Source organism: Actinomadura physcomitrii (assembly GCF_008923205.2).
In the GTDB taxonomy this organism is placed as follows: domain Bacteria; phylum Actinomycetota; class Actinomycetes; order Streptosporangiales; family Streptosporangiaceae; genus Spirillospora; species Spirillospora physcomitrii.
Genome location: NZ_WBMS02000007.1, coordinates 45,123 through 69,119 on the forward strand (window position 1 = coordinate 45,123; position 23,997 = coordinate 69,119).

Sequence of the window (23,997 nt, forward strand, 5' to 3'; positions counted from 1 at the left end):
GGCTATTTCGTTCACTATTTTGCAGATGATCGGATGAGTGTCCGGTTGCGTCGACGCCAGGTCCGCCATCGGCCCCATCAGGCCACCTCTCTCCGCAGAACCGATCGAATCAGCTGGCCGAGAACGGGGGCTCAGCAACCTGAAACCGGTCTTCGGACGGGTTCGCACACCACTTCGATGGCCGGGAAGGGTGCCGGCCATCTCGTGATGCAGGTCTCTCTTGGCAAATTAGTAGCATGTTTAACCCGCGCCGCCAAGATGCTCGCTACGATTTCCCCGACCGTGGAGAGAACCGGCTGGGGGTTGCGAAGTGACTGTGCGCGAGGAAGCCGCTCCCGCGGAGCCACGACGCAAGCTCGCCGAGCAGGTGGCCCGGCGCATCGAGGACGACATCATCGATCGCGGCTGGCCGGTGGGCGAGGCGCTCGGCGCAGAGGCGGAGTTGATCGAGCGTTACGGAGTCTCGCGCGCGGCGATCCGCGAGGCGATCAGCATCCTGGAGTACAAGCAGGTCGCGGCGATGCGGCGCGGTAGGGGTGGCGGGCTGGTGGTGCGGGCTCCCGCGGGCGCCGCGGTCGCCGAGTCGGTGGCCGCCTTCTTCCACTTCGCGGATGTGTCGGTCGACGAACTGTACGAGGCTCGCATCACGCTGGAAGTCCTGGCCGCACAGCTGGCCGCGCGCCGCATCGGCGAGGGCGACATAGCGCACCTGCGCGACGTCGCCGCCACGGACACCGTGGCCCGGCCGCTCAGCGTCGCGATCGCGCGGGCCAGCGCCAATCCGGTGCTGTCGATCTTCATCCCGACGCTGACCAGAGTGACCGGCGTCCTCGCCGGCCCCCCGGCCGATGACTACGACCTCGGAGAGAGCAGCTCTGCCGAGCGGAGCAGAGCGCTGCGCGCCATTGCCGAGGCGATCGTGTCCGGCGACGAGGTCAAGGCCGAACGGCGTGTCCGCAGCCATCTGCAGGGCGAGCGCACCTGGCTGCTCGGCGTGCGGGAGGCGCGAACCGCCGGCCGTGCGGTCGCGCCGCCCCTGTCACTCGCCGAACAACTCGCAGAGGCCGGGGCGGACTCCGCCTCCGCCAAGCTGCCCGAGAAGGTCGCGCTGATCGTCCGCCAGGAGATTCACCGGCTCGGCTGGCCGACCGGGGACGTCCTCGGGAACGAGCCGACGCTGTGCGAGGAGCTGGGCGTGAGCAGGGCGGTCTTCCGCGAGGCGGTGCGCATCCTCGAGCACAACGGGGTGGCGCGGATGCGGCAGGGACCGGGCGGCGGGCTGATGGTGCTCGCTCCGGACCCCGCCAGGGTCGTCGAGGCTCTCGCGCTGTACCTGCGCTACCTGAAGGTGAAGTCCACAGACCTCTTCGAGGTGCGGACGGCCGTTGAACTCAAGGCTGTCGAACTGGCGGCGGCCCGTGCGGCGGAACCGGCGGCCGCGGAACAGCGACAGGAGGTGGTCGCGGCCCTCCGCCACGAACGGGTCGCCGAGGTCCGCCATCGCGCGCACGCCGACCTGCACGTGGCGCTGTCGCGGTTGAGCGGCAACCGGCTGCTCACGCTCTTCACCGCCGTGCTGGCCGCGACGACCCCGCTCAGGCTGCCCGGGAACGACGAGTACCGGGAACGCTCGGCGGCGATCCACGAGCAGATCGCCGATGCGGCTCTGACCGGCGATGCGAGCCTGGCCCGGCACCGCATGGCGCGTCACCTGGACGCCTTATCGGGCTGGCTTCGGGACTCCCTGTGATGCACCTGGGCTTGGGGGGTGCCATCTGCGACGCCCCCCCGAGCCCGGGCGTTCATTCCTGCTCGGCGAGGCGGCCAGGGCGCCAGAAGACCGCCAAGAGGAGGGCGGCGCCCAGGATCCCGGCTCCCGCCGTGATGATCAGCCCGGTCCAGCCGGACAGATCGTCGGAGATGTTCAAGGCTGCGTCGAGAGAGGCTCCTCCGCCGCCCAGGGCCCCGATACCGCACGCCACGAGAATGATCATGACGACGTACTCGTAGCCCTGTCCGGGCCGGAAGATGAAGAAGCCGTTGCGCAGATGGGCGGTGACGAAGGCGACGGCCATCGTCCCGACCGCGCCGGCGGCGGCGAGGGGCGTCAGCAGGCCGAGGATCAGCAGCAGCCCGGCGCCCAGTTCGGTGCCCGTGGCCATCAGGGCGTGCAGGCGCCCGGGACGCAGGCCCATGGACTCGAACCAGCCGGCGGTGCCCTCGATCCGGCCGCCCCCGAATGCGTGGTTCCAGCCGTGCGCGATGAGCGTGCCGCCGACCGACACTCGCAGCACCAGCGAGGCGATGTCGGCGCCCGCGGCGTCTACAGCCATCCGCGCACCTTCTCCATCGCGGCCACCGGGTCCGGTCCGACCGGGTCGAGGTTGAGCATGGTGACGCCCGACTCGCGGTAGGCGGCGATGCGCTCCCGGACGAAGGACTCCGGGCCGATCAGGTTCGTCAGGTCGACCAACTCGTCCGGGACGGCCGCGATGGCCTCGTTCTTGCGACCCGACAGGTACAGCTCCTGAATCCGCTCGGCCTCCTTCTCGAAGCCGTACCGGCGGACCAGGTCGTTGTAGAAATTGCGCCCCTTGGCGCCCATCCCGCCCACGTAGAGGGCGAGGTGCGGGCGAGCCAGATCGCGCAGCTCGTCGCGGTTCTCGCCGATGGCGAGGATGCCGCCCGCCACGACCTGCAGAGCGCCGCGCTCGGGATCGCGGCGCGCCTCTCCCGTGGCGACGGCCTCACCCCAGGTCTCCTTCGCCCGCTCGGGCAGGTAGAACAGCGGAAGCCAGCCCTCGGCGATCTCCGCCGCCAGTTCGACGTTCTTCGCGCCCAGCGCCGCCAGGTAGATCGGGATCGAGTCGCGGACGGGCCTGGTCAGCATCTTCAGCGGCTTGCCGAGCCCGGTTCCCTGATCGGCGGGGAGCGGGACGGTCGCGGTCCGGCCCTCGTAGCGCAGCGGCTCGCGGCGCAGCCCCTGCCGGACGATCTCGACGACGTCGCGGGTCCGGGCGAGCGGCCGCTCGTAGGGCACACCGTGGAAGCCCTCGATGACCTGCGGCCCCGAGGCACCGAGACCGAGAATCCCGCGGCCGCCGGAGATCGCGTCGAGGCCTGCGGCGGTCTGTGCCATCAGCGCCGGAGTGCGAGAGTAGACGTTGAGGATGCCGGAGCCGATCCGGACGCGGTCGGTGCGGGCCGCGAGGTAGCCCATGAGGGTCGGGGCGTCGAACCCGTAGGCCTCGGCGACCCACAGGACGTCCACACCCGCGCGCTCCATGGCGGCAGCCTGCTCGATCGTCTCCACGGGGTCGCCGGCGTACTTCAGGGTCATGCTCAGCTTCATGTCAGCCTCTCTTCGGCCGCGGCGACCAGAACACGTCGCAGCAGCTTGCCGGTGGGGGTGCGAGGAAGTTCTGTGACGAACTCGAGGGAACGCGGCGTCTTGTAGAGCGCGAGGTGCTCACGGCAGTGCGCGATGAGCGCCGCCTCCAGTTCCGGACCGGCTGCCGACGGGTCCGCAGGCTGGACGACAGCGTGCACGCGCCGTCCCAGGTCGGAATCGGGCACGCCGATGACCGCGACATCCTCGACCGCCGGATGCGGAAGCAGGACGTCCTCGATCTCCTGCGGGTAGATGTTGACGCCGCCGGTGATGATGAGGTCCGTACGGCGGTCGACCAAGTAAAGGTTGCCGTCGGCGTCGACCCGCCCCACGTCGCCGAGCGTGCTCCAGCCCCGTTCGTCGAAGGCTCCGGCGGTCTTGTCCGGGTCGTTGTGATAGCTGAACTTGGGCGCTCCCTCGAACCAGATGGTGCCGACTTCACCGGGCGGAAGCTCGTGGTGGGCGTCGTCAAGCACGTGCACCTTGCCGAAGGTGGGGCGACCGACCGAACCGGGGTGGGCGAGCCAATCATGGGAGTCGATGAGGAAGAAGCAGTTGCCCTCGCTGCCCGAGTAGTACTCATGAACGATCGGGCCGAGCCACTCGATGATCCGCCGTTTGACCTCCACCGGGCAGGGCGCCGCGGCGTGCACGACCATCCGCAGGCTCGACAGGTCGTATCTCCGGCGGACGTCGCCCGGAAGCTTCAGCATCCGGACGAGCATCGTCGGGACGAACTGGGCATGCGTCACCCGGTACTTCTCGATGAAGGCGAGGGTGCGCTCGGGATGGAAGCGGTCCATGATCACGACGGTTCCGCCGTTGCGCATGGTGCCGAGAGTCCAGCCGGTCGGCGCGGCATGGTAGAGCGGGGCCGGGCACAGGTAGACGGTCTGGGCGTCGAAGCCGAAGAGCCGCGGCATGGTGTGGTCGATACGCAGGCCCGTCCCGAACGGTTCGCCCTGCAGGGAGGGGAGGATGCCCTTGGGCCGCCCGGTCGTCCCGGACGAATAGAACATGTAGTAGCCCTCGCGCTCGCCGCTGCGCTCTCCCGCCGGCACCGATGCGGTGGCCTCGGCGAGACCTACGAAGCCGCCACCGCCTGGTCCGCCTGACATCAGCCGCAGTTCGACGCCGGGCGAGGCGTCGGCGACCTGCTTCGGCAGGTCGCCGAGGCCCGCGGAGGCGATGAGGGCGCGGGCGCCGCAGTCCCGGACGATGTAGGCGGCCTCGTCCGCGGTCAGGTGGTGGTTGACCGGCGTCCAGAGGATGCCCGACCGCTGGCACGCCCAGGCGGCGGTGAAGTAGCCGTCGGTGTTGTCGAACAGCAGCGCGATGTGGTCGCCGTAGCCGATGCCGTGCCGGTCCAGCAGCCGGGCCAGCCGGACGGAGGCGTCGTCCAGCTCCCGGTAGGTGACGACCGCGCCGGTGGCCGCGGTGATGACGGCCGGTTTGTCCGGGTACCGGCGGGCCAGTTCCGACAGGTGCACCGTCCCTCCTCAGCGCGGCTCGCGCGGCAGGCCGAGGCCGCGCTCGGCGATGATGTTGCGCATGACCTCGGAGCTGCCGCCCGCGATCGTGTAGGCGCGGGCGTACAGGTAGGCGTCCTGCCAGCGGCCCTCGTCGACGGCCTCGTCGTCGCCTTCGGTCAGCACGCCGCGCTCGCCGAGCAGCGACACCGCGTACTCGGCGAGGCGCAGGTTCAGCTCGCTGAAGCCGAGCTTGGCCATCGGCGCGTCGGTGATGCGGTCCTTGCCCGCGCTCCAGCGCATCAGCGACGCGTGCGCAAGAGTCGCGACCGCGTCGACCTCGGCGCGGAAGGCGGCGAGTTGCTGCCGGACGTCCTCCAGGTCGATCGCGGGCCGCCCGTCGATCTTCAGGGCGCGGGCGGTCTCGACGAGGTCCTCCCAAGCCATCTCCACCGAGACGACGGAGGCGCCGACCCCGTGCCGCTCCTGCGCGAGCGAGGTGTTGGCGATGGCCCAGCCCTGCCCGGGCTTCCCGATCATCGCCTCGGCGGGGACGCGCACCTGGTCGAAGAAGACCTCGTTGAAGTCGGAGGTCCCGGTCAGCTCGCGCAGCGGCCTCACCTGGACACCGGGGGCCCGCATGTCCAGGACGAAGGCGCTGATGCCCTTGTGCTTGGGCGCGTCGGGGTCCGTGCGGGCGAGCAGGTAGCCGAGGTCGGCCCAATGCCCGTTGGTGGTCCACACCTTCTGGCCGTTGATCACCCAGTCGTCGCCGTCCTTGACGGCCGAAGTGCGCAGCGACGCCAGGTCGCTGCCCGCATCGGGTTCGCTGAACAGCTGGCACCAGAGCTGCTCGCCCGCCCGGATCGCCGGCAGGTACGTCTGCCTCTGCGCTTCCGTGCCGAAGCCGATCAGCGCATGCGCGGCGAGATCGCTGCCGGAGCCGGGCATCGGCGCCCGGGCTCGCGCGATCTCCTCCCGGACGACCACGTCGCGGAGCGGGTCGTGATCCGGGACACCGCCGAACCGCTCGGGCCAGTCGGCGCCCAGGTATCCGGCGGCGTAAAGCTCGGCCGTCCACCGCAGTGACGCCTTCAGCTCGCCTTCGTCCTCCGGGCTTCGCACCCCCGCGCGCACCTTGAAGCGAGGCGCGTGCGCGGCGACGAATTCCCGCACTTCCCGGCGGAAGTCCTCCAGCGGTGTACCGGCACCGAACTCCACGGTCGTTCTCCTCCTCGGCTGAGCCGGACCGCCGTGGCGGCGGTCCGGCTGCGGTCTGCGGTGCCGGCCTGCGGCCGGCGGGGCGGGTCTCAGACGCCCAGGGCGCGGCCCACGATCTCCTTCATGATTTCGGTGGTGCCGCCGTAGATGGTCTGGATCCGGGCGTTCACGAACGCCTTCGCGACCGGATACTCGTTCATGTACCCGTATCCGCCGTGCAACTGCACGCAGCGGTCGACGACGCGCTGCTGCAGCTCGGTCGTCCACCACTTGGCCTTGGCCGCCTCGACGTGGGTCAGCTTCTTGGCCGACAGGGCGCGCAGGCAGCGGTCGACGAACACCTGGGCGATGTCGACCTCGGTGTCGAGCTCGGCGAGCAGGAACCGGCTGTTCTGGAAGGAGCCGATCGGCTGCCCGAACGCGGTGCGCGTCTTGGCGTACTCGATCGTCTGGTCCAGGATCGAGCGGGAGGCGGCGACCGCCGACACGGCAATGGACATCCGCTCCTCGGGGAGGTTGGTCATGAGCTGGTAGAAGCCCCTGCCCTCCTCGCCGAGCAGGTTCGCGGCGGGGACGCGCACGTTGTCGAAGTTCAGCTCCGCGGTGTCCTGCGCGTGCAGGCCCATCTTGTCCAGGTTGCGGCCACGGGTGAACCCGTCCATACCCCGCTCGACGACGAAGAGAGTGAAGGCTTTGCTGCCGCCCGCCGGGTCGGTCTTGGCGACGACGATGACCCGGTCGGAGTTGATGCCGTTCGAGATGAAGGTCTTCGCACCGTTGATGATCCAGTCGTCACCGTCGCGCACCGCCGTCGTGGCGATGCCCTTCAGGTCGCTGCCCGTGCCGGGCTCGGTCATCGCGATCGCCCAGATCTCCTCGCCAGAGGCGAACGGCGGCAGCCAGCGGGCCTTCTGCTCATCGTTCGCCATCTTCAGCAGGTACGGCGCGACGACGTCGTTGTGCAGAGTGAACCCGGGCCCGTGGACATCCGAGGCGGCGAGTTCCTCGGCGACGATGGCGTTGAAACGGAAGTCGTCCACGCCTCCCCCGCCGAACTCCTCGGGCACGTTGAACCCCACCAGCCCGACCTTCGCCGCGGCGGCGAAGATCTCCCGGTCGGCGATCCCCGCCTTCTCCCAGCGCTCCATGTGGGGCGCCATCTCGCGGGTGACGAAGTCCCGGACGACCTCGCGGAACGCCCGGTGATCGGCCTCGAATACGTCGCGTTCCATGGCGGTCACTTCCTTTCGGTTTCGGCAAAGAGGGCGAGCAGATCGGTGCGGCTGACCTTCTGCGAGACGCCGCGCGGCAGGGCGTCGACCGGCAAGAACCGGACAGGCACCTCATAGGGCAGCAGTTCCTTACGGCAGAAGGTGCGCAGCTCGTCGTCGGCCGGCGCATCGTGGCCGGGCGCCAGCTCGAAAGCGGCGACGGGCACATGCCCGAGCCGACGGTCGGGCACCCCCGCGACCGCCGCCTCGGCGATGGCGGGATGCCGCTCGAGCGCGCTCACGACGGTCGAGGGCAGCACCTTGAACCCGCCCCGGATGATCACGTCGTCCGCGCGGCCGCGCAGCCACAGGAACCCGTCTTCGTCCACTCGGGCGAGATCGCTGGTGCGGATCCAGCCACCGTCACCGCCGGCCTGCGGAGTCCGGATCTCCAGCACGCCGACCCTGCCGGTGGCGAGCGGTTCTCCGTCCTCACCGGTCACGCGCAGTTCGACGCCGGGGAACGGGCGGCCGACGCTGCCGCGCTTGCGCACCCACCACTTGCCGTGGTCGCGCAGCGACCAGCCCGCCACGGCGCCGGAGAACTCCGTCGCCCCGTACACCACCAGCACGGGTATTCCGTACCGGTCGAGGAACGCGTCGGCCAGCTCGGGCGGAGTCGGCGCGGCGCCCGCGGTGATGGCCCGCAGACTCTCCAGGTCCTCGGCCGGGACGTCCGCATCGAGCACGCTGCGGATGGCGGCCGGCGGCAGTCCCGCGATCCGCGGGCGGTGCCGGCGCACGGCGTCGCGCCAGGCGTCCACGGTGAAGCGTTCCAGCAGGACGAGCCGGCGGGTCTCGGCCAGCCCTTGCAACACGCCCCAGAGCCCGCCGATGTGGACCATCGGCGTGGTGACGAGGCCGACGCCGCCGGTGAACGGCGCACGTCGGCGCTGCCCGGGTGCCATGTGGCCGTTGACCGAGCCGAGCGCCGCTTCGATCTGGTGGTAGGACAGCGGGATCCGTTTGGGCGGCCCTGTCGTCCCGGAAGTCGACAGTTCGACGGCGATCCCCGGCGCGGTGCGCGCCGGGGTCGCCGGCTGCAGGACGGACGGGAGCTCGGCGGAGCGCGCTTCGGGACCGTCCATGACGAACCCGGCGGCTCCCGCCTTCACGGCCGCGAACGTGAACGCCTGGTCTTCCCAGAACCGCGAAGTGGCGAACAGCACCGGTGGGGCGCCGCGTCCGATTTCGGCGCTCAGCCGCTCCATCGGCTGGAGCGGATTGAAGACGGTCAGGCACCGGCCGGTCGTCAGGGCGAGCCAGACCAGCGCGATCGACTCCGGCCGGTTCTCCAGGACGACCCCGACCCGCGCGCCCTCCCCCAGGCCGAGGGCGTCAAGCTCCGCGGACGCCCGTTCGGCCAGTCGTCGCAGGTCGCCCCAGGCGACCCAGGCGCCGCCGAACTCGACGGCCGGGACGTCGTCGCCGACGTCCTGCAAGGCCCGCAACCGCCCGGCGATCGTGGACGAGGTCACCGAGGTCTCCTTCACAGCAGTTCGAGGATGGTGGCGTTGGCCATGCCGCCGCCCTCGCACATCGTCTGGAGCCCGTAGGTGGTGCCGGAGTCGCGCATCTGGTGGACGAGGGTGGTCATCAGCCGAGCCCCGCTGCCACCGAGCGGATGACCCAGCGCGATGGCGCCACCGTTGACGTTGAGGGCCTTCTCGTCGGCGCCGAGGTCCTGCAGCCAGGCCAGCGGCACGGGCGCGAACGCCTCGTTCACCTCGAACACGCCGATCTGGTCGAGCGACAGGCCGCTGCGCTCGAGAGCCCTGCGGGTGGCCGGGATCGGCGCCGTCAGCATGATCACCGGGTCGTCGGCGGCGACCACGGCGGTGTGCACGCGGGCGATCGGCGTCAACCCCAGCTCGGCGGCCTTCTCCGAGGTGGTCATCAGCAGCCCCGCCGCGCCGTCGCTGATCTGCGAGCTGTTGCCCGCGTGGATCGTCCCGTCCTCCTTGAAGGCCGGCTTGAGCTTGGCCAGTGACTCCAGAGTCCCGCCGCGCCGGACGCCCTCGTCGGTGTCGACGCGGGCGCCGTCGTCCAGGGTGACCGGGACGATCTGGTCCTGGAACCGGCCGGCGTCGATCGCGGCGGCGGCCTTGGCGTGCGAGGCGAGGGAGAACTCGTCCAGCCGCTGGCGGGACATCCCCCACCGCTCGACGATCATCTCGGCGCCGATGCCCTGGTTGGCCATCGCGATGCCGTAGCGCTTCTGGAAGCCCGGCCCCATCGGGTTCCCATCGAGCACGGAGGTGCCCATGGGGACGCGGGACATGCTCTCCACACCGCCGGCGACGACCACGTCGTACTGTCCGGAGATCAGTCCGGCGGCGGCGAAGTGCACGGTCTGCTGAGACGATCCGCACTGCCGGTCCACGGAGGTGCCGGGCACCGACTCGGGCCATCCCGCCGACAGCACCGCGCTGCGGGCGATGTTGTTCGCCTGGTCGGCGACCTGCTGGACGCAACCCCAGATGACATCGTCGACGAGGGACGGGTCGACACCGGTGCGCGCTGCCAGCGCGGTCAGTACCGTCGCGGACAGGTCGACCGGGTGGACGCCGGACAGCGCGCCGTTGCGGCGGCCGACCGGGGTACGGACCGCATCGACGATCACTGCGTCACGCATGGGAGTCCTCTTTTCGGCTGTGGAGCACAGCGGTCACGGCCTGCTCGCGCAGGCGGTCGGGAAGGGCGATCAGCGCCTCGGCGCCCTTGGCTCGGCGCAGGTAACGGTGGGCGGGATGCTCCCAGGTGAAGCCCATCCCGCCGTGGATCTGGACGCAGCCCTGGGTGGCGGCGACGGCCGCGTCGAGGGCTTGCGCGGCGGCGAGCCGGACCGCGATCCGGGTCTCGCCGGAACCCGGGTCCTCATCGAGCGCGCCCGCCGCGGCGGCGACCAGCGCACGGGCCGACTCGACGGCCACGAACATGTCGGCGGCGCGGTGCGAGATCGCCTGGAACGAGCCGATGGCACGGCCGAACTGGTGGCGGGTCTTGGCGTATTCGACGGCGAGGTCGGTCGCCTCGGCACCGACGCCCACCATGTCGGCGGCCAGCATCACCAGTGCGGCGTTCTCCGCAATGGCCAGTACGGTGTCGTATTTGAACGGCCCGGTGACGCATTCCGCGGGGCCGTCCAGCGTGACGGCGCCGAGGGACCGCGTCGGGTCCAGGGCTTCCAGGGCGTGCACTCCGGTCGACGGATCGATCTCGGTGAGGAAGAGGCTCGGGTCCCCGTCGTCGGTGATGGACGCGACGAGCAGCAGTCCGGCTGCGGCGGCGTCGGCGACGACCGGCACGTGGCCATGAAGCGACCAGCCATCGCGTCCGCGGACCGCATGGACGTCTTCGGCGGCGCCCCAGCCGTTCGCGGTCCGGCCGGTGGCGACCGCGGCGATGACCTCGCCGGACGCCAGCCGTGGCAGCCACCGTTCCGCAATGTCGGATCCGGCGGCCATCAGCGCGGCCTGCACGGCGAACAGCGAGACGGTCGGAACCGGCGCCAGCCGGCGCCCCAGTTCCTCCTGGACGGCGGCGGCGAGCGCGAATCCCGCTCCGCCGCCGCCGTGCTCCTCGCCCACGGCCAGTCCGGGCACGCCCACTTCGGCGAGGGCGCCCCAGAGCCCCTCGTCCCACTGCTCGGGGCCGTCCGCCAGAGCGGCCACGGTGTCGACGGCGCAGCGGTCCCGCAGCAGACGGGCGATCGCGCCGCGCAGCTCCGTTTCGACCTCGGATCCGCTCATCGGCCGCCTCCGATCTGCAGATCACCGCGGTGGGAGGGCAGCCCGAGCACCTTCTCCGCGATCGTGTTGCGCTGGATCTCGGCCGTGCCCGCACCGATCGTCGACGAGCGGCTCATCAGGTATCCGTACGTCCATCGGCCGCGTTCGGGCGCGGACGGCTCCCGCTGGCCGAGGACCGCGGCCGGGCCGAGCACGCGGAGCGCCACTTCGTGCAGCCGCTGGTCGAATTCCGACTTGACGAGCCGGTTCACCGAAGCGGCCGCCCCGGGGTCGTCTCCGCGAAGTACGGCCTCCAAAGCGCGCCGGCTGTTGGACGCCAGTACGCGCACCGCCGCTTCAAGGCCGGCGAGCGCCTGTCGAACAACGGGATCATCGGCCTCGCCCGTACTGAGGGCCAGGGAGAACAGCTCGTCCACGATCCGGCGGTAGCGGAACTCATCGGAGAGGAACGCGGTCGCGCGCTCGTGGCCGAGGCTCGTGCGGGCGATGGCCCAGCCACCGCCTTCCTCACCCACCAGGTTCGCCGCCGGAACACGGACATCGTCGAGGAACACTTCGGCGAAGTGGGCTCCGCCGCTGATGTCGCGCAGCGGCCGAACGGTGATACCAGGCGCGTCCATCGGAATGAGCAGGTAGCTGATGCCTGCCGGGCCGGGCTCTGGCGGACCGGTGCGGACGAGCGCGAACATCCAGTCGGCCTTGTCGGCCATCGACGTCCAGATCTTCTGGCCGGTGACGAGGTAGTCGTCGCCGTCGCGCACCGCGCGGGTCGACAGGGCCGTCAGGTCGCTGCCGGCTCCGGGCTCGGAGAAGCCTTGGCACCAGAACTCGTCGGCGCGCAGCAGCGGCCGAAGGAAACGCGCCTTCTGCTCGGGGGTTCCGTGCTTGATGAGCGTGGGCGCAACGATGAACGAGAGGCCGCAGGGATGCTTCGGTGCTCGCGCCTTGGTCATCAGACGGTGGTAGGCGATCTGGTCGGCGAGACCGAGCGCCATGCCTCCGGCGTCGACCGGCCAGCCCGGCGCGGCGAGTCCCGCCTCTTCGAGGTCCGCATGGAACGCCCTGGCCCATTGGAGGCGGGCTTCCCGGTCGCGGGGCGGACGGCCCTGGTGATCCGTGAGGAAGTCGCCCAACCGCACCCGCCAGTCGGAGCCGGTGTCGGACGCGGCGTCGCGGGACGATCCCTGGACTCCGGTCTGGACGGTGGACATCCATCCTCCTCGCGTGTCGATTCGAACTTGATTCTACCCAAACGAAGCATACATGGTTTACTAGGTTATCTACCATATGGAACGGACTGACGAGGAGGCGGACTGATGCAGTGGGGACTTCCCTGGCCCGGAGCAGAGGTGGCGGCGGAGGCCGAGAAGGCCGGGGCTTCGGCGTTCTGCGCCGGCGAGTTCGCCGACCACAACGCATACCTGACGACCGGCGAGATGGTCGGTGCCACCGAGCGCGCGATGGTGGGGCCGGGGATCGCCTATGCCTTCGCGCGCTCCCCGTTCGTGCACGCCTCCGCGCTCCGCCAGCTCTCCAGGCAGGCGCCCGGACGGCTCTTCCTCGGTCTCGGCTCGGGCACCCGCCGGATGAACACCGACTGGTTCGCGGTTCCGGCGACCGAGCCGGTGCGCCGGATGGCCGACCTCGTCGCCGCGGTCCGCGCCTACCTGCACGCGGAGAACGGGGAACGGGTCGTCAACGAGGGCGAGTTCTACCCGATCAACGCCGCCATCAAGGCACCGGTCCTCGGCCGGCTCGACATCCCGATCCTGCTCGGTGCGTTCAATCGGCGGATGATCCGCACCGCGGGGCAGATCGCGGACGGCGTCCTCGGACACGGCCTTTTCACCGATCGGTGGTGGTCGGAGGTGGTGAACCCCGAGCTGGCGGAGAGCGCCTCGGCGGCCGGCCGCGACACCACCGAGCCGCGACGCTGGGGCTGGCTGATCACCGCGATCAACGAGGACGACCCCGACCGCGCCCGCCGCGACGCGCGGCTCCAGATCGCCTTCTACCTCACCGTCAAGACCTACGACACCTTCGCAGAGCTGCACGGCTGGCAGAAGGAGACGGCGGAGATCCGTGAAGCGTTCCGGCGCGGCGACATCGACGCGATGGCCGCCGCCGTGACCGACGAGATCCTGCACGCGATCGCGCTCTGCGGAACCCGCGCCGAAGCCCGCGACCAGCTCGCGGCACGAAAGGTCCTGCCGGACCTGGCGTTCCTGTCCACCCCGGCCTTCATGGTCGGCGAGCGGCGCCGCGCCGCGTACGCGACCGAGTCGATCCGGCTCATGGCCGGCTGAACACGCGGTCGCGCGGCCCGGAAGCGACCGCCCGGTAGCTATTCTGAGGGACGCAGAGACAATGGCCGGCGGCCGTCACCGCCGCCTGAGGAGGATGACGCAGCGATGGCAGAGCCGGACTCCGGACGGCGAGGCGCGACCCTTGCCATGCCCCCCGCCGACGTCCGGCCGCCGAAGATGGGAGAACTCGTCGCACGGCGGCTCCGGCGCATGATCGTCGACGGGGAACTGCAAGACGGCGACTTCCTCCCCCACGAGTCCACCCTGCTCGAGCACTTCGGTGTCTCCCGGCCGACGCTTCGGGAAGCCGTCCGCGTGCTCGAGGCCGAGGGCCTGATCGAACTGCGTCGCGGATCGCGCACAGGTGCACGGGTGACCGTCCCCGGACCAGAGGTGGTCGCCCGTCCCGCCGCACTCCAGCTCCAGCTGGGCCGAGCGACCCTCGCCGACGTCTACGTCGCCCGCAGCGCGATCGAACCGACGGCCGCGCGCCTCCTCGCCCTGAACTCGGATGCCGACCACGGCGGACTGGAAGAGGCACTGGAGGAGGTGCGTGCCTGCATCGAGGACGCCGAGCGGTTCGCCGTCGCCACTGCGCGGTTCCACCTGCGCCTCGTCGAGCTGTCCGGCAACCAGACGCTCGCCATGATGGCGGGGATGGTGCACGAGATCATTCTGCGCCAGACGCAGAGTTCCGTCCGTACCCGCGAGGCCGAGGCCGAGGGGCCGGGTGGCGCCGCCCACGGTGACCCGCGGGCCAACTACCGGCGTGCGGTCCGCGCCTACGAGAAGTTGATCGAGCTGGTGCGCGCGAGCGAAGCCGACGAGGCCGAACGGTTCTGGCGCCGCCACCTCGAGGTGGCCGACGAGCTCGTGCTCGCCGGCCACCAGGCCACCCGCGTGATCGACGTCCTGGACTAAGCCGTACCGGCCGGCAGCTGGACGGGAACATCTTCCACGAGGAGGGTACGGGCGCGCCGCAACGGCTCACGGCCAGTTCGTCGACTGCCGCTTCAGTCGCGAACCGGCGAACCTGTCGCCGGCCCTGTTCCTCAACTGCCGATTTCCTTTCGTCTTGGTCACTCGTTCGGGTTAAGTGACGACCCTCCGGCGGGGCCCCTCGCTGCCTTGCTGTCAGCACCCAGATAGACGGCGGCGAGAAGGTCCGGTGAACCGGCCAGCTCGGAGGCCGTTCCGGAGAACATGATCCTTCCGTGCCCGAACACGTAGGCGCGATCGACGACGTCCAGGGCCATCGGGACGTGCTGCTCCACGAGCAGAACGGACGTCCCGTGCTCGGCGGCCTGGTCTTTGAGCATCCGCAGCAGCCCCATCGCGATGGTCGGCGCCAGTCCTTGCGACATCTCGTCGACGAGCAGCAGTTTCGGGCGGCCGAGGAGGGCGCGCGCGAGTGCGAGTTGCTGCTGTTCCCCGCCCGACAGCAGGCCGGCGCGGCGTGGCAGCAGCGCCCGCAGCTTCGGCAACGCGTCGAGCGTCTCGTCCAAGGCGCTCTTGCCGGCGCGCCGGCCGGGAAGGCCGAGGATGAGGTTCTCCCGCACCGTGAGCTGGCGGAACAGCCCGCGGTCCTCTGGGACGAGCCTGACACCCCGACGGGCCAGGGCGCGAGCATCCGTCGAACGTCCCACGGAGGAGCCGAGGGCCGTGACCGTGCCCCCGTGGGCGGGCAGGCAGCCGGCCAGGGTGAGCAGGGCGGTGGTCTTCCCTGCCCCGTTCGGTCCGAAGATCCCGACGATCTCCCCCGCCGCCACCTCGAGGTCGAGATCGCGTGCGACGGTCGTGGCACCATGGCCGACGCTGAGACCGCGGGTTTCCAAGATCTTCACCTGGCGATCCCCTCCTCTGCCGCTTCGGTGGCTTCGCCCAGGTAGGCCGCCCGCACAACCGGGTTCTCCCGGATCTGGCCGGGAGTGCCCGACGCGAGCATCCGGCCGCCGTCAAGGACGTGAACGTGATCGCAGTGTCCGAGGACGAGACCCATATCGTGCTCGACGAGCAGGATGGTGGTGCCCTTGTCGCGAATCGCGGCCAGGCGTTCGCCGAGTTCGTCGCTCTCGTGCGAGTCGAGGCCGGCGGCGGGTTCGTCCAGTAGCAGGACATCGGGCCGCGCGACCAGGGCGCGGGCCAGGGAGACCAGACTGCGCTGGCCCTGGCTGAGCTGACCGGGGAACAAGGCGGCGCAGCCGTCCAGGCCGACGGCCTCCAGCGCCTCGCGGACAGCGGCCGAGGTGGCACTCGGCATGGAGCGCAGTTGATGCCACCAGCGGCGGCGCCCCTCCGGTGGCGTACCGGCGGCGACATTGTCCCCCACTGTCAGGTCGTCGAACAGGTCGAGGGTCTGGAACGTCCGGATGAGCCCCCGGCGAGCGCGCCGGTAGGCGGGCGACCGGTCGATGCGTTCACCGGCTAGTCGCACTTCACCGCGTGAGGGCACGAAGCCGGTGCAGGCGTCCAGGAGAGTGGTCTTTCCGGCGCCGTTGGGCCCGATCAGGCCGGTCAGCTTTCCTGCTTCGGCCTTGAGGGTGACGGTGTCGACAGCGCGAACGCCACCGAAGGTGACGCTCAGCTCACGAACTTCCAGCGACGACATGCGCGCCCTCCTCGTTCCCGTTCCCGGACGCGGCTCCTGGCCGCGTTCCACCGCTCCGCAGCCTCTTCCCGAGCCACTGCGCCTGCTCTTCCAGCCGCCCGGCGACCCCGCCCGGCGTGGTGACGAGCGCTGCGATCAAGCCGATGGCACTGACCAGCGCGCTGTACTTGCCGAGGTGGATCCACTTGTCCAGCGCGTAGAACAGCAGGCCGCCAGGAGCGAGGACACCCGCGATGACCGCCCCGGAAACGCGGCTGATGCCGGCGAGGTAGACGACGGCGACATAGGTGAGCGACACGAACACGTCGAAGTCCTGGAACGACAGGCTCTGCTGCTGGTAGCCCAGAAGCGTCCCGGCCGTTCCGGCCAGACCTGCCGCGATCCCGAACCCCGCGAGTTTGACGCCGGCGACGTTCACACCCGCCGCCGCGGCCGCCCGCTCGTTGGCGCGCACGACGAGCATCTGCCCTCCGAGGCGCGTCCGCCGCAGCCAGAGCACGGCGAGCGCCAGGACGGTGACGACGGCGAGCGCGAACAGCGCGAAGCTGAGGTCACCGGAGCCCCCGAGCCCGAGGCCGAACAGCGACGCCTCGGGCACCCTGCTGCCACCGAGCCCGCCCGTCCAGTCCGGGTTCTTGAAGACGAATTCGTTGACCGCCATGCCGAGCCCCAGCGTCACCACGCCCAGGGTGACGCCGCGAATGCGCAGGGCCGGGATCGCCACCAGGACACCGACGGCCACCGCCACGACGATGGCGAGCAGTGGCGCGACGGGGAAGGGAATGTGCGCACGCGTTGTGAGATTGCTGAGCACGAAACCCGCCGCACCCGCGAACGTCATCTGCGCCAGTGAGATCTGCCCGAGCATCCCGGTGAGGACGACGATGCTCAGACACACGAGCGTCGCGACGATCGACGTGGTCAGCGCCGTCCGGTACGGGCCGGTGAGCACGATCGTCAGGATCACGGCGACCACGACGGCTGCGGTGACCGACAGGGGACGCGGCGGGGTGCGCGGCACTTTCGGCAGCCGTGCCTCCTCGGCGGTGCCGCGCGTAGGCAGGCGTGCGCCGAGGACGACCAGTGCGACCACGATCACCACGAAGGGCAGCGCTTCGCGCAACCCGACCTGCGGCAGCCACGACCAGTCTTGCTGGAGCTTCAGCAGAACGCCTTGGAGCATCCCCAGCACGATGCCGGCGGTGACCGTGGCCCCGAACGACCGGAGCCGCCCGACGAGCGCGACCGCCAGAGCCGGCACCACGAACAGGCTGTTCGTCACCGGATCGAGCCCGGTGACAGGGCCGGCGAGAATTCCGAACAGGCCCGCGACGACACACGCGCAGATCCAGGCCAGCGCCGAGAGCCGTTCCGGCGAATGCCCCAGCAACGTCGCCGCCCGCTCGTCCTCGGCGACGGCGCGCATCGCCACGCCGGTCCGGGTGAACCGGGTGAAGGCCCAGAGCAGCGCCGCCACCACGATGACGATCGCCGCCAGGTAGAGCCGGTCGCGCGGGATGGTCGCGCCGGCGACCTGGACCGGCTTGTCCGGAAGGATCGTCGGCACCGTGCTTGCGCTGGTCGAGAACCGCAGAACCGCGAGTGCCTGGAGCAGGACCGTCACGCCCACTGTGGCGACCAGCTTCAGCAGGCCGGACGCCGTCCGCAGCGGACGGAACACCAGCGCGTAGGCAAGCAGGCCGAGGACGGCGGCCACGGCCAAGGCGAGCAGGATCTCCACCACGACGGGCAGCCCGGCCATCCGGATGCCGCCGACCGGAAGGACGAGCCGCCCCTCGTTCTCGAGGAACGCGTAGGTGAACGTCACGTACATGGCCAGAGCGCCGAGCGCGACATTGACCACGCCGGCCGCCTGGTAGGTGAGCACCACCCCGGTCCCGAGCGCCGCGTAGACGGTGCCGGCGCCCAGGCCCAGGATGGCGAACTGCAGGAAATCCCCCATCACGCGGAGAACCATTCGCCGCCGGTGTCGACCAGCTTGCCGTTCTTGTACTGGGCGATGCGCGCCTGCTTGGTGCAGAACGCGCTGAGACCCGCGAGCTGCTTGCCGTCACAGGTGACCGTCGGGCCCATGAAGGACCTCAGGCTCGCGGTCTTCTTCAGCGCTTCCGTGACCGCCTTGGGCTGGTCCGGCGCGGAGGCGGTGGCCATCACCTCGGACAGCGTCACGACCGTCCCGAACGCTCCCTGCGCGAAACCGGACTCGGGAATGGATTTGTCGTACTTGGCGAGCGCCGCCTCGAACGCCTTGACCTCGGGGTCGCCCGAACCCGGCAGGAGCTGCTGGACGGCATAGTAGGTGCCCTCCGCCCCCGGCCCGGCCGCCTTGAGCACCTGCGGGTCCGCGCACGAGCCCGGGAACAGGAATTTGGCGGTGCTACCGAGCGACTGCTTGGCCTTGATGACGTTGGCACAGCCGCTGCCCTGCATGATGCCGATCACCACATCGGTGCCGCCCTTCATGGCCTGGCTGACGGGGCCGGTCAGGTCGGTCTCGTTGTTACCGAAGGCGACCATGGCGATGTTCGTGACGCCCTTGGCCTGAAGGACCTTCTGGACGTACCCCTGTGCCGCGAGCCGAGCCTGCGGATTGTCGTTGAACATCACCGCGACCTTCTTCGGCTTCAGCTTGTCGGCGACGTACACCGAGCCCGCGCTCACCGATCCGGGCGCGCCGGCCAGCATCGAGAAGGAGTTCGGGGAGGTGAACTCGACCGCGCCGATCGGGCTGGACGGCACGTACGGTATCCCGGCCTTGGCCAGCGCCGGGACGGACCCGTCCGCACCGAGATCGAGACCCCCGACCACCGCGGCGGGCTTCTGCCGCAGCAGTTCGGCGGCGCAGTTGGCCGAGGCCGCGGCGGATCCGTTGGGTGTACAGACCGCCAGCTTGAGCGGGCGGCCCTTCACACCGCCGAGGCTGTCGTTGATGTACGAGACGGCGGCGCGCGCAGCCTTGCTGATCTCGGCATAGCTGCCCAGGGGACTCGTGTCGTCATTGATCAGGCCGACCGTGATCGGTGCGCCGGTCGCCTTGTTCGTCGGCAGCTCGATCGCCGCGTCGTCACCGGAGCCGGACGAGCCGCTCTTGCCGCCGTTGTCGCCGCAGGCGGCGGTCAACGCCAGCGCGGCGATGGCCAGAGCCGCGGCGGCGACCCTGCCGGTCGACGGCCGGGGTGGGGCGCCGAAGACTCGAGACATGAGCAACTCCGTTAACTAGGTCAACTTGGATTGGAAGGAGTATGCGACGGACGCCCCGAGAGAACAAGAGGGTGACAGAGACCACTTTTCGCGGTATACGCGCACGCCGGCGCGCCAAGCGCGGCGGGTGCGCGGTCGTACCCGACGCCGCTCCTTGACCACCAGGCCGACGCGATCACCCGATCTAGCTGCACGGATGCAGTGACCCCGGCATGCACCCTGGACATGAGTGAGGCCCGCCATGAGTGACGGGCCCCGGGGAAGGCGAATCTCGGGAAATGACCTGTTCAGGACGCGCTAAGCGGCGGTGACCTCAGGCGACCAGGTCGAAGAGCCGGGCTCGGTGATGGCGCGGAGATCCACCGAGCAGCTCGCCGGTCTTCACGCGCCGCAACAGCAGGTGCAGATCGTGTTCCCAGGTGAAGCCCATTCCACCGTGCAGTTGCAGCGCCGTGCCGGCGACGCGCGAGCATGCCTCGCCGGCGAAGGACGCCGCTGACGACACCTGCGTTCGGCGAGCGGCCCGGCCGGCCGAATCGAGGGTCTGCGCGGCGGCTCTGACGGTGATGCGGGCGCATTCCACGTCCAGTGCCATGGTCGCGCAATGGTGCTTGACCGCCTGGAAGCTCCCGATCGCGCGCCCGAACTGCTGGCGCTCCTGGACGTACTGGACGGTCATCTCCAGGAGGCGCTCCGCCGCCCCGACGGCGTCCGCCGCATGGTGCAGAGCGAGCGCGTCGGCCATGGCTTCGGCGGCGTCATCCTCCGTCTTCGCCCATGAGCCAGCCGGAACCCGCACGCCGTCGAGGACAACGGATGCGAAGTCGCGGGTGAGGTCGAGGGTCGTCCGAGCGATACGAGACAACCCGTCGGAGGCGGCCGGGACCAGGGCAAGCACATGGGAGCCGTCCGCCGCTACGGCGGGCACCAGGAACAACTCCGCGGCCAGGCCCCCGACGACCAGAGGCACGCGACCGCTCAGGGACAGCGCGCCATCGGCCTGCTCCAGCCCGGCGACGCACTTCTCACCCGGTTCTGGTTGAGCGGGGACCGCGACGACCTTACCTTCGGCGATTCCCGCGGTCGCGTCCGCGGCGATGCCCGCGTCGTCCAGCGCCCGGCACACCAGCGCGGACTGCCCGATCGGCAACGGCGTCGCCGCGCGTCCGACCTCTTCGACGACCAGCGCCAGGTCGGCATGGGTCCCGCCCTCGCCGGAGCGCAGCAGCGAGAGCAGACCCATGGCCGCCGCGGCACCGAGACCTTCTCGGCGGACTCGGCTACGGCCGGAGTCCCCCGAACGGGCGTCCTCCAGGGCCGATGTGGCCTCCAGCCACTGACGCACCGCCTCGACGAGAGCCGCCTGCTCATCGGTGATGACGAGTTCCATGCCCCACTCCCTTCCCACCCTACATAGTTTACGAAGTATTCTATGTCAGCATGAACGGGGCGTCCCATGCACGGGCCGCCCGGATGTCCAACAGGGAGCCTGGCGCCATGACCGTCCCCGTACGACGCCGCCCCGGCGTGGCCGTCCTGCATGCCGCGGCCTGCGAGGTCTTCATCTCGCGCTGACCGTCGTCGAATGTGATCGGACCGCCGGGCCGCTCGGAGCCTCCTTCCCCGGCGATTCCAATCCCGCCTAACTTAACGATCACCCAGATCAGAAGAGGTATGTCATGTCAGACGAAGTGCTGGTGGAACACGCCGACGGCGTCACCGTGATCACCATCAACCGGCCCCAGGCACGCAACGCCGTGAACCGGGCCGTCAGCGACGGAATCGCCGCCGCGCTGGACGAATTCGAATCGCGCAGGGACCTCACCGCGGCTGTGATCACCGGCGCCGGCGGCACGTTCTGCTCCGGTATGGACCTCAAGGCATTCGTCGCCGGTGAGAACGTCACGGTCCCCGGCCGCGGTCTCGCGGGCATCACCCTGCGCCCCCCGCGGAAGCCGGTGATCGCCGCCGTGGAGGGCTACGCTCTTGCGGGTGGTTGCGAAGTGGCGCTGGCCTGCGACCTGATCGTCGCGGCAGAGGACGCCAAGTTCGGCATCCCCGAAGTCAAGCGAGGCCTGGTGGCCGGCGCCGGCGGCCTGATCCGGCTGCCCCGGCGTCTCCCTTACGCCGTCGCCATGAAGCTGGCGCTGACCGGTGAGTTCCTCTCAGCCTCGGACGCGGAGAAGTACGGCCTGGTGGTCGAGGTGGCCCCGAACGGCAAAGCCCTGGACGCCGCCCGGGACCTGGCCGCCCGCATCGCCGCGAACGCACCCCTCGCGGTCTCCACGACCAAGGAGGTCATCGTCGCCTCCGCCGACTGGTCCTCGGACGAGGCGTTCGAGCGGCAGGAGGAACTGATCCGGCCGATCTTCACCTCGCACGACGCCCGTGAAGGCGCCACCGCCTTCGCCGAGAAGCGCCCGCCCGTCTGGCGCGGCGAGTAAAGGCAAGCGGGGTCGGATGATCCGCTTCCGGGCGTCCGACCGCGCTCCTCCACTCGCCACCCCCGGCACCCGCCAGACCTTGACCGCCGCGGAGACGCTGCGGGCCGGCCAGAGGAAACCTCACGCACCGGACCTGGACATGCCCTAGAAGGTGCCGCCGTCGATGACGATGCGCTGCCCGGTCAGGTAGGACGCGCCGTCCGACACCAGGAACCGGACGACCTCGGCGACCTCCTCGGGCGTGCAGACGTGGCCGTAGGGGAAGGCTGCGTCCACCTGGCGGATGTCGTCGACCCCCATCGTGGCGCGCACCAGCCGCCGCCCCATGTCGGTGTCCACGACGCCTGGCGCGACCACGTTGACGTGCATGCCGTTGGCGCGCTCCTCCTTCGCCAGCACCTGCGCCAGCGCCTCCTGGGCCGCCTTGCCCATCGCGTAGGGGCCCGAGTTGGGGTGCAACAGGTCGGTGACCACGCTGGACACGAACACGATGTCGCTGCGTTCGGCGCGCCGCAGCAGCGGGATCAGCGCCTGGCTGAGGTGGTGCGGGCCGAAGGCGTGCACGCGCAGCACCCGCTCCAGCTCGGCGGGATCGGTGTCGGCCACGCTGTCGCCGCGGCTGGCGATCCCGGCGCTGTGCACGAGGATGTCCAGCCCGCCGAGCTCCTCCTCGACCGCCGCGGCGAGCGCCCGGCAGGCGTCGAGGGAGTCGACGGACGCCTGGAAGGCGCGGCCGTGCGCGCCGGCGGCCTCGATGTCGGCGACGGTCTTGCGGGCGGCCTCCTCGTCGCGCCGGTAGGCGATCGCGACCCGGGCGCCGCCGGCGGCGAGGGCCAGCGCGATCGCGCGACCGATCCCCCGGCCGCCGCCGGTGACCAGGGCCGTACGGCCGGCGAGAGAACTCATGGAAACTCCTTCACTCCTTCATCAGGACCCGTGCGGCGAGCACCGTCCTGTTTCGCGGCGGGGTCGTAAGCGTCCCCTGACAAGTATCCGTGCCGATCGTGTTCCGGGGGCGCAGAGCGGGCGATGTCCTGCACCGCGACTCGGCATGGCACGGGTGCGTCAGCCGATCTTCTTCAGTACCGGGTCGGAGGCGAACTCGGCTCGGGCGATCGAACGGCGATGCACCTGATCAGGACCGTCGGCGATCTGCAGATACCGTGCCTGCGCGAACAGCATCGCCAGAGGGGTGTCCTGCGAGAGACCGGCGCCGCCGAAGATCTGGATGGCCTCGTCCACGAGGTGCTTGACCGTCAAGGGCGTCATGACCTTCGCGGCCGCGATGTCGTGCCGGGCGGCCTTGGGGCCGTCCACGTCCATCCGCCAGGCCGCGCGCAGGACCATGAGGCGCGCGGCATCGAGGCGGATTCGCGCGTCGGCGACGGTCGCCTGCACCACCCCCTCGTCGGCCAGGGGCCGGCCGAACGCGACGCGGGTGCGAGCCCGTTCGGTCATTAGAGCTATGGCCCGCTCCCCCATGCCGATCAGCCTCATGCAGTGATGGATCCGGCCGGGCCCCAGACGCGCTTGGGCGACTGCGAAACCGCCGCCGCGCGGACCGAGCAGGTTCTCCTTCGGCACGCGGACGCCGTCGAACACGATCTCGCCGTGCCCGCCTTCGTGCCGGTCGTCGAAGCCGAGCACCATCGTCGACCGGGTCCGGGTCATGCCGGGAGTATCCGTCGGCACCAGCACGATGCTGTGCCTGCGGCCGACGGGAGCATCCGGATCGGTCACACCCATGACCAGCGCAACTCGGCAGTCCTCACGCAGTGCGGCGGTCGACCACCATTTACGGCCGTTGAGAACCCATGCGTCGCCCTCGTCGAGGATCTCCAACCGGACGTTGTTCGCGTCGGAGCTGGCGACGTCGGGTTCGGTCATCGAGAAGCAGGACCGGATCGCGCCGTCGAGCAAGGGAACGAGCCATTCGTTTCGCTGATCGGGCGTACCGTAACGGGTCAGCAGTTCCATGTTGCCCGTGTCGGGCGGCGAGCAGTTGAGCGCCTCGGGTGCGATGGCGGGGCTCCAGCCCGTCAGCTCGGCGAGCGGGGCGTACTCAAGGTTGGTGAGACCCTGGCCACCTTCCTGACGGAGGAAGAGATTCCACAGACCGGCGGCCTTGGCCGCATCTTTCAGCTCCGCCATGATCGGGGGCGCGCCCCAGCGGCCGGGGTCGTCCTGGAGCTGCCGCTCGAAGACCGGCTCGGCCGGAAGCACTCGTTCTTGCATGAAGGAGATGAGCTTCTCCCGCAGGGCCATGACCTTGGGCCCGTACTCGAAATCCATTGAGTTCTCTCCAGTTTGATG

Annotated in this window: 20 protein-coding genes; 4 read left to right on the top strand and 16 right to left on the bottom strand. The window is 70.3% G+C overall.

From position 1 onward, the window contains the following. Window positions 1–316 precede the first annotated feature (316 nt). Window positions 317–1,750, top strand: a complete 1,434-nt coding sequence (locus F8568_RS50275; RefSeq protein WP_160573579.1) for a FadR/GntR family transcriptional regulator — start codon at window positions 317–319, stop codon at window positions 1,748–1,750. A gap of 52 nt (window positions 1,751–1,802) precedes the next feature. Here the strand turns inward: F8568_RS50275 and F8568_RS10835 are convergent, their stop codons facing one another. The 9 genes from F8568_RS10835 to F8568_RS46700 form a co-directional block, all read right to left on the bottom strand. Further along, window positions 1,803–2,333, bottom strand: coding sequence for a DoxX family protein (locus F8568_RS10835; protein ID WP_151593400.1), 531 nt, complete (start codon window positions 2,331–2,333; stop codon window positions 1,803–1,805). Beyond that, window positions 2,324–3,352 (bottom strand): LLM class F420-dependent oxidoreductase, encoded by a 1,029-nt coding sequence (locus F8568_RS10840; RefSeq protein WP_151593401.1) that lies wholly within the window; start codon window positions 3,350–3,352, stop codon window positions 2,324–2,326. The genes F8568_RS10835 and F8568_RS10840 overlap by 10 nt, the downstream gene beginning before the upstream one ends. Beyond that, on the bottom strand, window positions 3,349–4,881 hold the full coding sequence (locus tag F8568_RS10845) for an AMP-binding protein (RefSeq protein WP_151593402.1): 1,533 nt from the start codon (window positions 4,879–4,881) through the stop codon (window positions 3,349–3,351). Before F8568_RS10845 ends, F8568_RS10840 begins: the two co-directional genes overlap by 4 nt. Before the next feature lie 9 nt (window positions 4,882–4,890). Then, complete coding sequence (locus F8568_RS10850) at window positions 4,891–6,081, bottom strand: acyl-CoA dehydrogenase family protein (protein ID WP_151593403.1); 1,191 nt, start codon at window positions 6,079–6,081, stop codon at window positions 4,891–4,893. A gap of 89 nt (window positions 6,082–6,170) precedes the next feature. Then, entirely contained in the window at window positions 6,171–7,313 is a 1,143-nt protein-coding gene (locus F8568_RS10855) for an acyl-CoA dehydrogenase family protein (RefSeq protein WP_151593404.1), read from the bottom strand. 5 nt (window positions 7,314–7,318) lie between these two features. Then, the gene (locus F8568_RS10860; RefSeq protein ID WP_202124781.1) at window positions 7,319–8,830 is read right to left on the bottom strand and encodes a class I adenylate-forming enzyme family protein; all 1,512 of its coding nucleotides are present in this window, start codon (window positions 8,828–8,830) and stop codon (window positions 7,319–7,321) included. Window positions 8,831–8,841: 11 nt separating this feature from the next. Beyond that, window positions 8,842–9,987 carry a thiolase family protein gene (locus F8568_RS10865; protein ID WP_151593405.1) on the bottom strand — a complete coding sequence of 382 codons (1,146 nt, stop codon included), beginning with the start codon at window positions 9,985–9,987 and terminating at the stop codon, window positions 8,842–8,844. Then, window positions 9,980–11,104: an acyl-CoA dehydrogenase family protein gene (locus F8568_RS46695; RefSeq protein WP_202124782.1), complete on the bottom strand. Its 1,125-nt coding sequence runs from the start codon at window positions 11,102–11,104 to the stop codon at window positions 9,980–9,982. Before F8568_RS46695 ends, F8568_RS10865 begins: the two co-directional genes overlap by 8 nt. Beyond that, on the bottom strand, window positions 11,101–12,315 hold the full coding sequence (locus F8568_RS46700) for an acyl-CoA dehydrogenase family protein (protein ID WP_202124783.1): 1,215 nt from the start codon (window positions 12,313–12,315) through the stop codon (window positions 11,101–11,103). Before F8568_RS46700 ends, F8568_RS46695 begins: the two co-directional genes overlap by 4 nt. A 105-nt stretch (window positions 12,316–12,420) precedes the next feature. On the opposite strand from F8568_RS46700, the gene F8568_RS10875 reads away from it, so the two are divergent. Continuing rightward, window positions 12,421–13,410 (top strand): LLM class flavin-dependent oxidoreductase, encoded by a 990-nt coding sequence (locus F8568_RS10875; RefSeq protein WP_151593406.1) that lies wholly within the window; start codon window positions 12,421–12,423, stop codon window positions 13,408–13,410. Window positions 13,411–13,587: 177 nt separating this feature from the next. Then, window positions 13,588–14,331, top strand: coding sequence for a FadR/GntR family transcriptional regulator (locus F8568_RS10880; RefSeq protein WP_268896224.1), 744 nt, complete (start codon window positions 13,588–13,590; stop codon window positions 14,329–14,331). Window positions 14,332–14,489: 158 nt separating this feature from the next. Here F8568_RS10880 and F8568_RS10885 read toward each other — a convergent pair whose 3' ends face one another. The 5 genes from F8568_RS10885 to F8568_RS10905 all read right to left on the bottom strand — a co-directional run bounded on the left by F8568_RS10885 (window position 14,490) and on the right by F8568_RS10905 (window position 20,630). Continuing rightward, window positions 14,490–15,254: an ABC transporter ATP-binding protein gene (locus F8568_RS10885; RefSeq protein ID WP_151593408.1), complete on the bottom strand. Its 765-nt coding sequence runs from the start codon at window positions 15,252–15,254 to the stop codon at window positions 14,490–14,492. After that, the gene (locus F8568_RS10890; protein ID WP_151593409.1) at window positions 15,251–16,018 is read right to left on the bottom strand and encodes an ABC transporter ATP-binding protein; all 768 of its coding nucleotides are present in this window, start codon (window positions 16,016–16,018) and stop codon (window positions 15,251–15,253) included. Before F8568_RS10890 ends, F8568_RS10885 begins: the two co-directional genes overlap by 4 nt. Further along, window positions 15,996–17,981, bottom strand: a complete 1,986-nt coding sequence (locus F8568_RS10895) for a branched-chain amino acid ABC transporter permease (RefSeq protein ID WP_236008647.1) — start codon at window positions 17,979–17,981, stop codon at window positions 15,996–15,998. The genes F8568_RS10890 and F8568_RS10895 overlap by 23 nt, the downstream gene beginning before the upstream one ends. Beyond that, window positions 17,981–19,240: an ABC transporter substrate-binding protein gene (locus F8568_RS10900; protein ID WP_151593411.1), complete on the bottom strand. Its 1,260-nt coding sequence runs from the start codon at window positions 19,238–19,240 to the stop codon at window positions 17,981–17,983. Before F8568_RS10900 ends, F8568_RS10895 begins: the two co-directional genes overlap by 1 nt. A 313-nt stretch (window positions 19,241–19,553) precedes the next feature. After that, a complete protein-coding gene (locus tag F8568_RS10905) occupies window positions 19,554–20,630 on the bottom strand; it encodes an acyl-CoA dehydrogenase family protein (protein WP_151593412.1) in 1,077 nt (358 codons plus the stop codon). 289 nt (window positions 20,631–20,919) lie between these two features. Between F8568_RS10905 and F8568_RS10910 the strand changes: the two genes are divergently transcribed. Beyond that, window positions 20,920–21,684 (top strand): crotonase/enoyl-CoA hydratase family protein, encoded by a 765-nt coding sequence (locus F8568_RS10910; protein WP_151593413.1) that lies wholly within the window; start codon window positions 20,920–20,922, stop codon window positions 21,682–21,684. A gap of 144 nt (window positions 21,685–21,828) precedes the next feature. On the opposite strand, the gene F8568_RS10915 is transcribed toward F8568_RS10910, so the two are convergent. Together F8568_RS10915 and F8568_RS10920 are read right to left on the bottom strand one after the other, a co-directional pair. Then, a complete protein-coding gene (locus F8568_RS10915; RefSeq protein WP_151593414.1) occupies window positions 21,829–22,590 on the bottom strand; it encodes an SDR family NAD(P)-dependent oxidoreductase in 762 nt (253 codons plus the stop codon). 159 nt (window positions 22,591–22,749) lie between these two features. After that, complete coding sequence (locus F8568_RS10920) at window positions 22,750–23,976, bottom strand: acyl-CoA dehydrogenase family protein (protein ID WP_151593415.1); 1,227 nt, start codon at window positions 23,974–23,976, stop codon at window positions 22,750–22,752. Window positions 23,977–23,997: the final 21 nt, after the last annotated feature.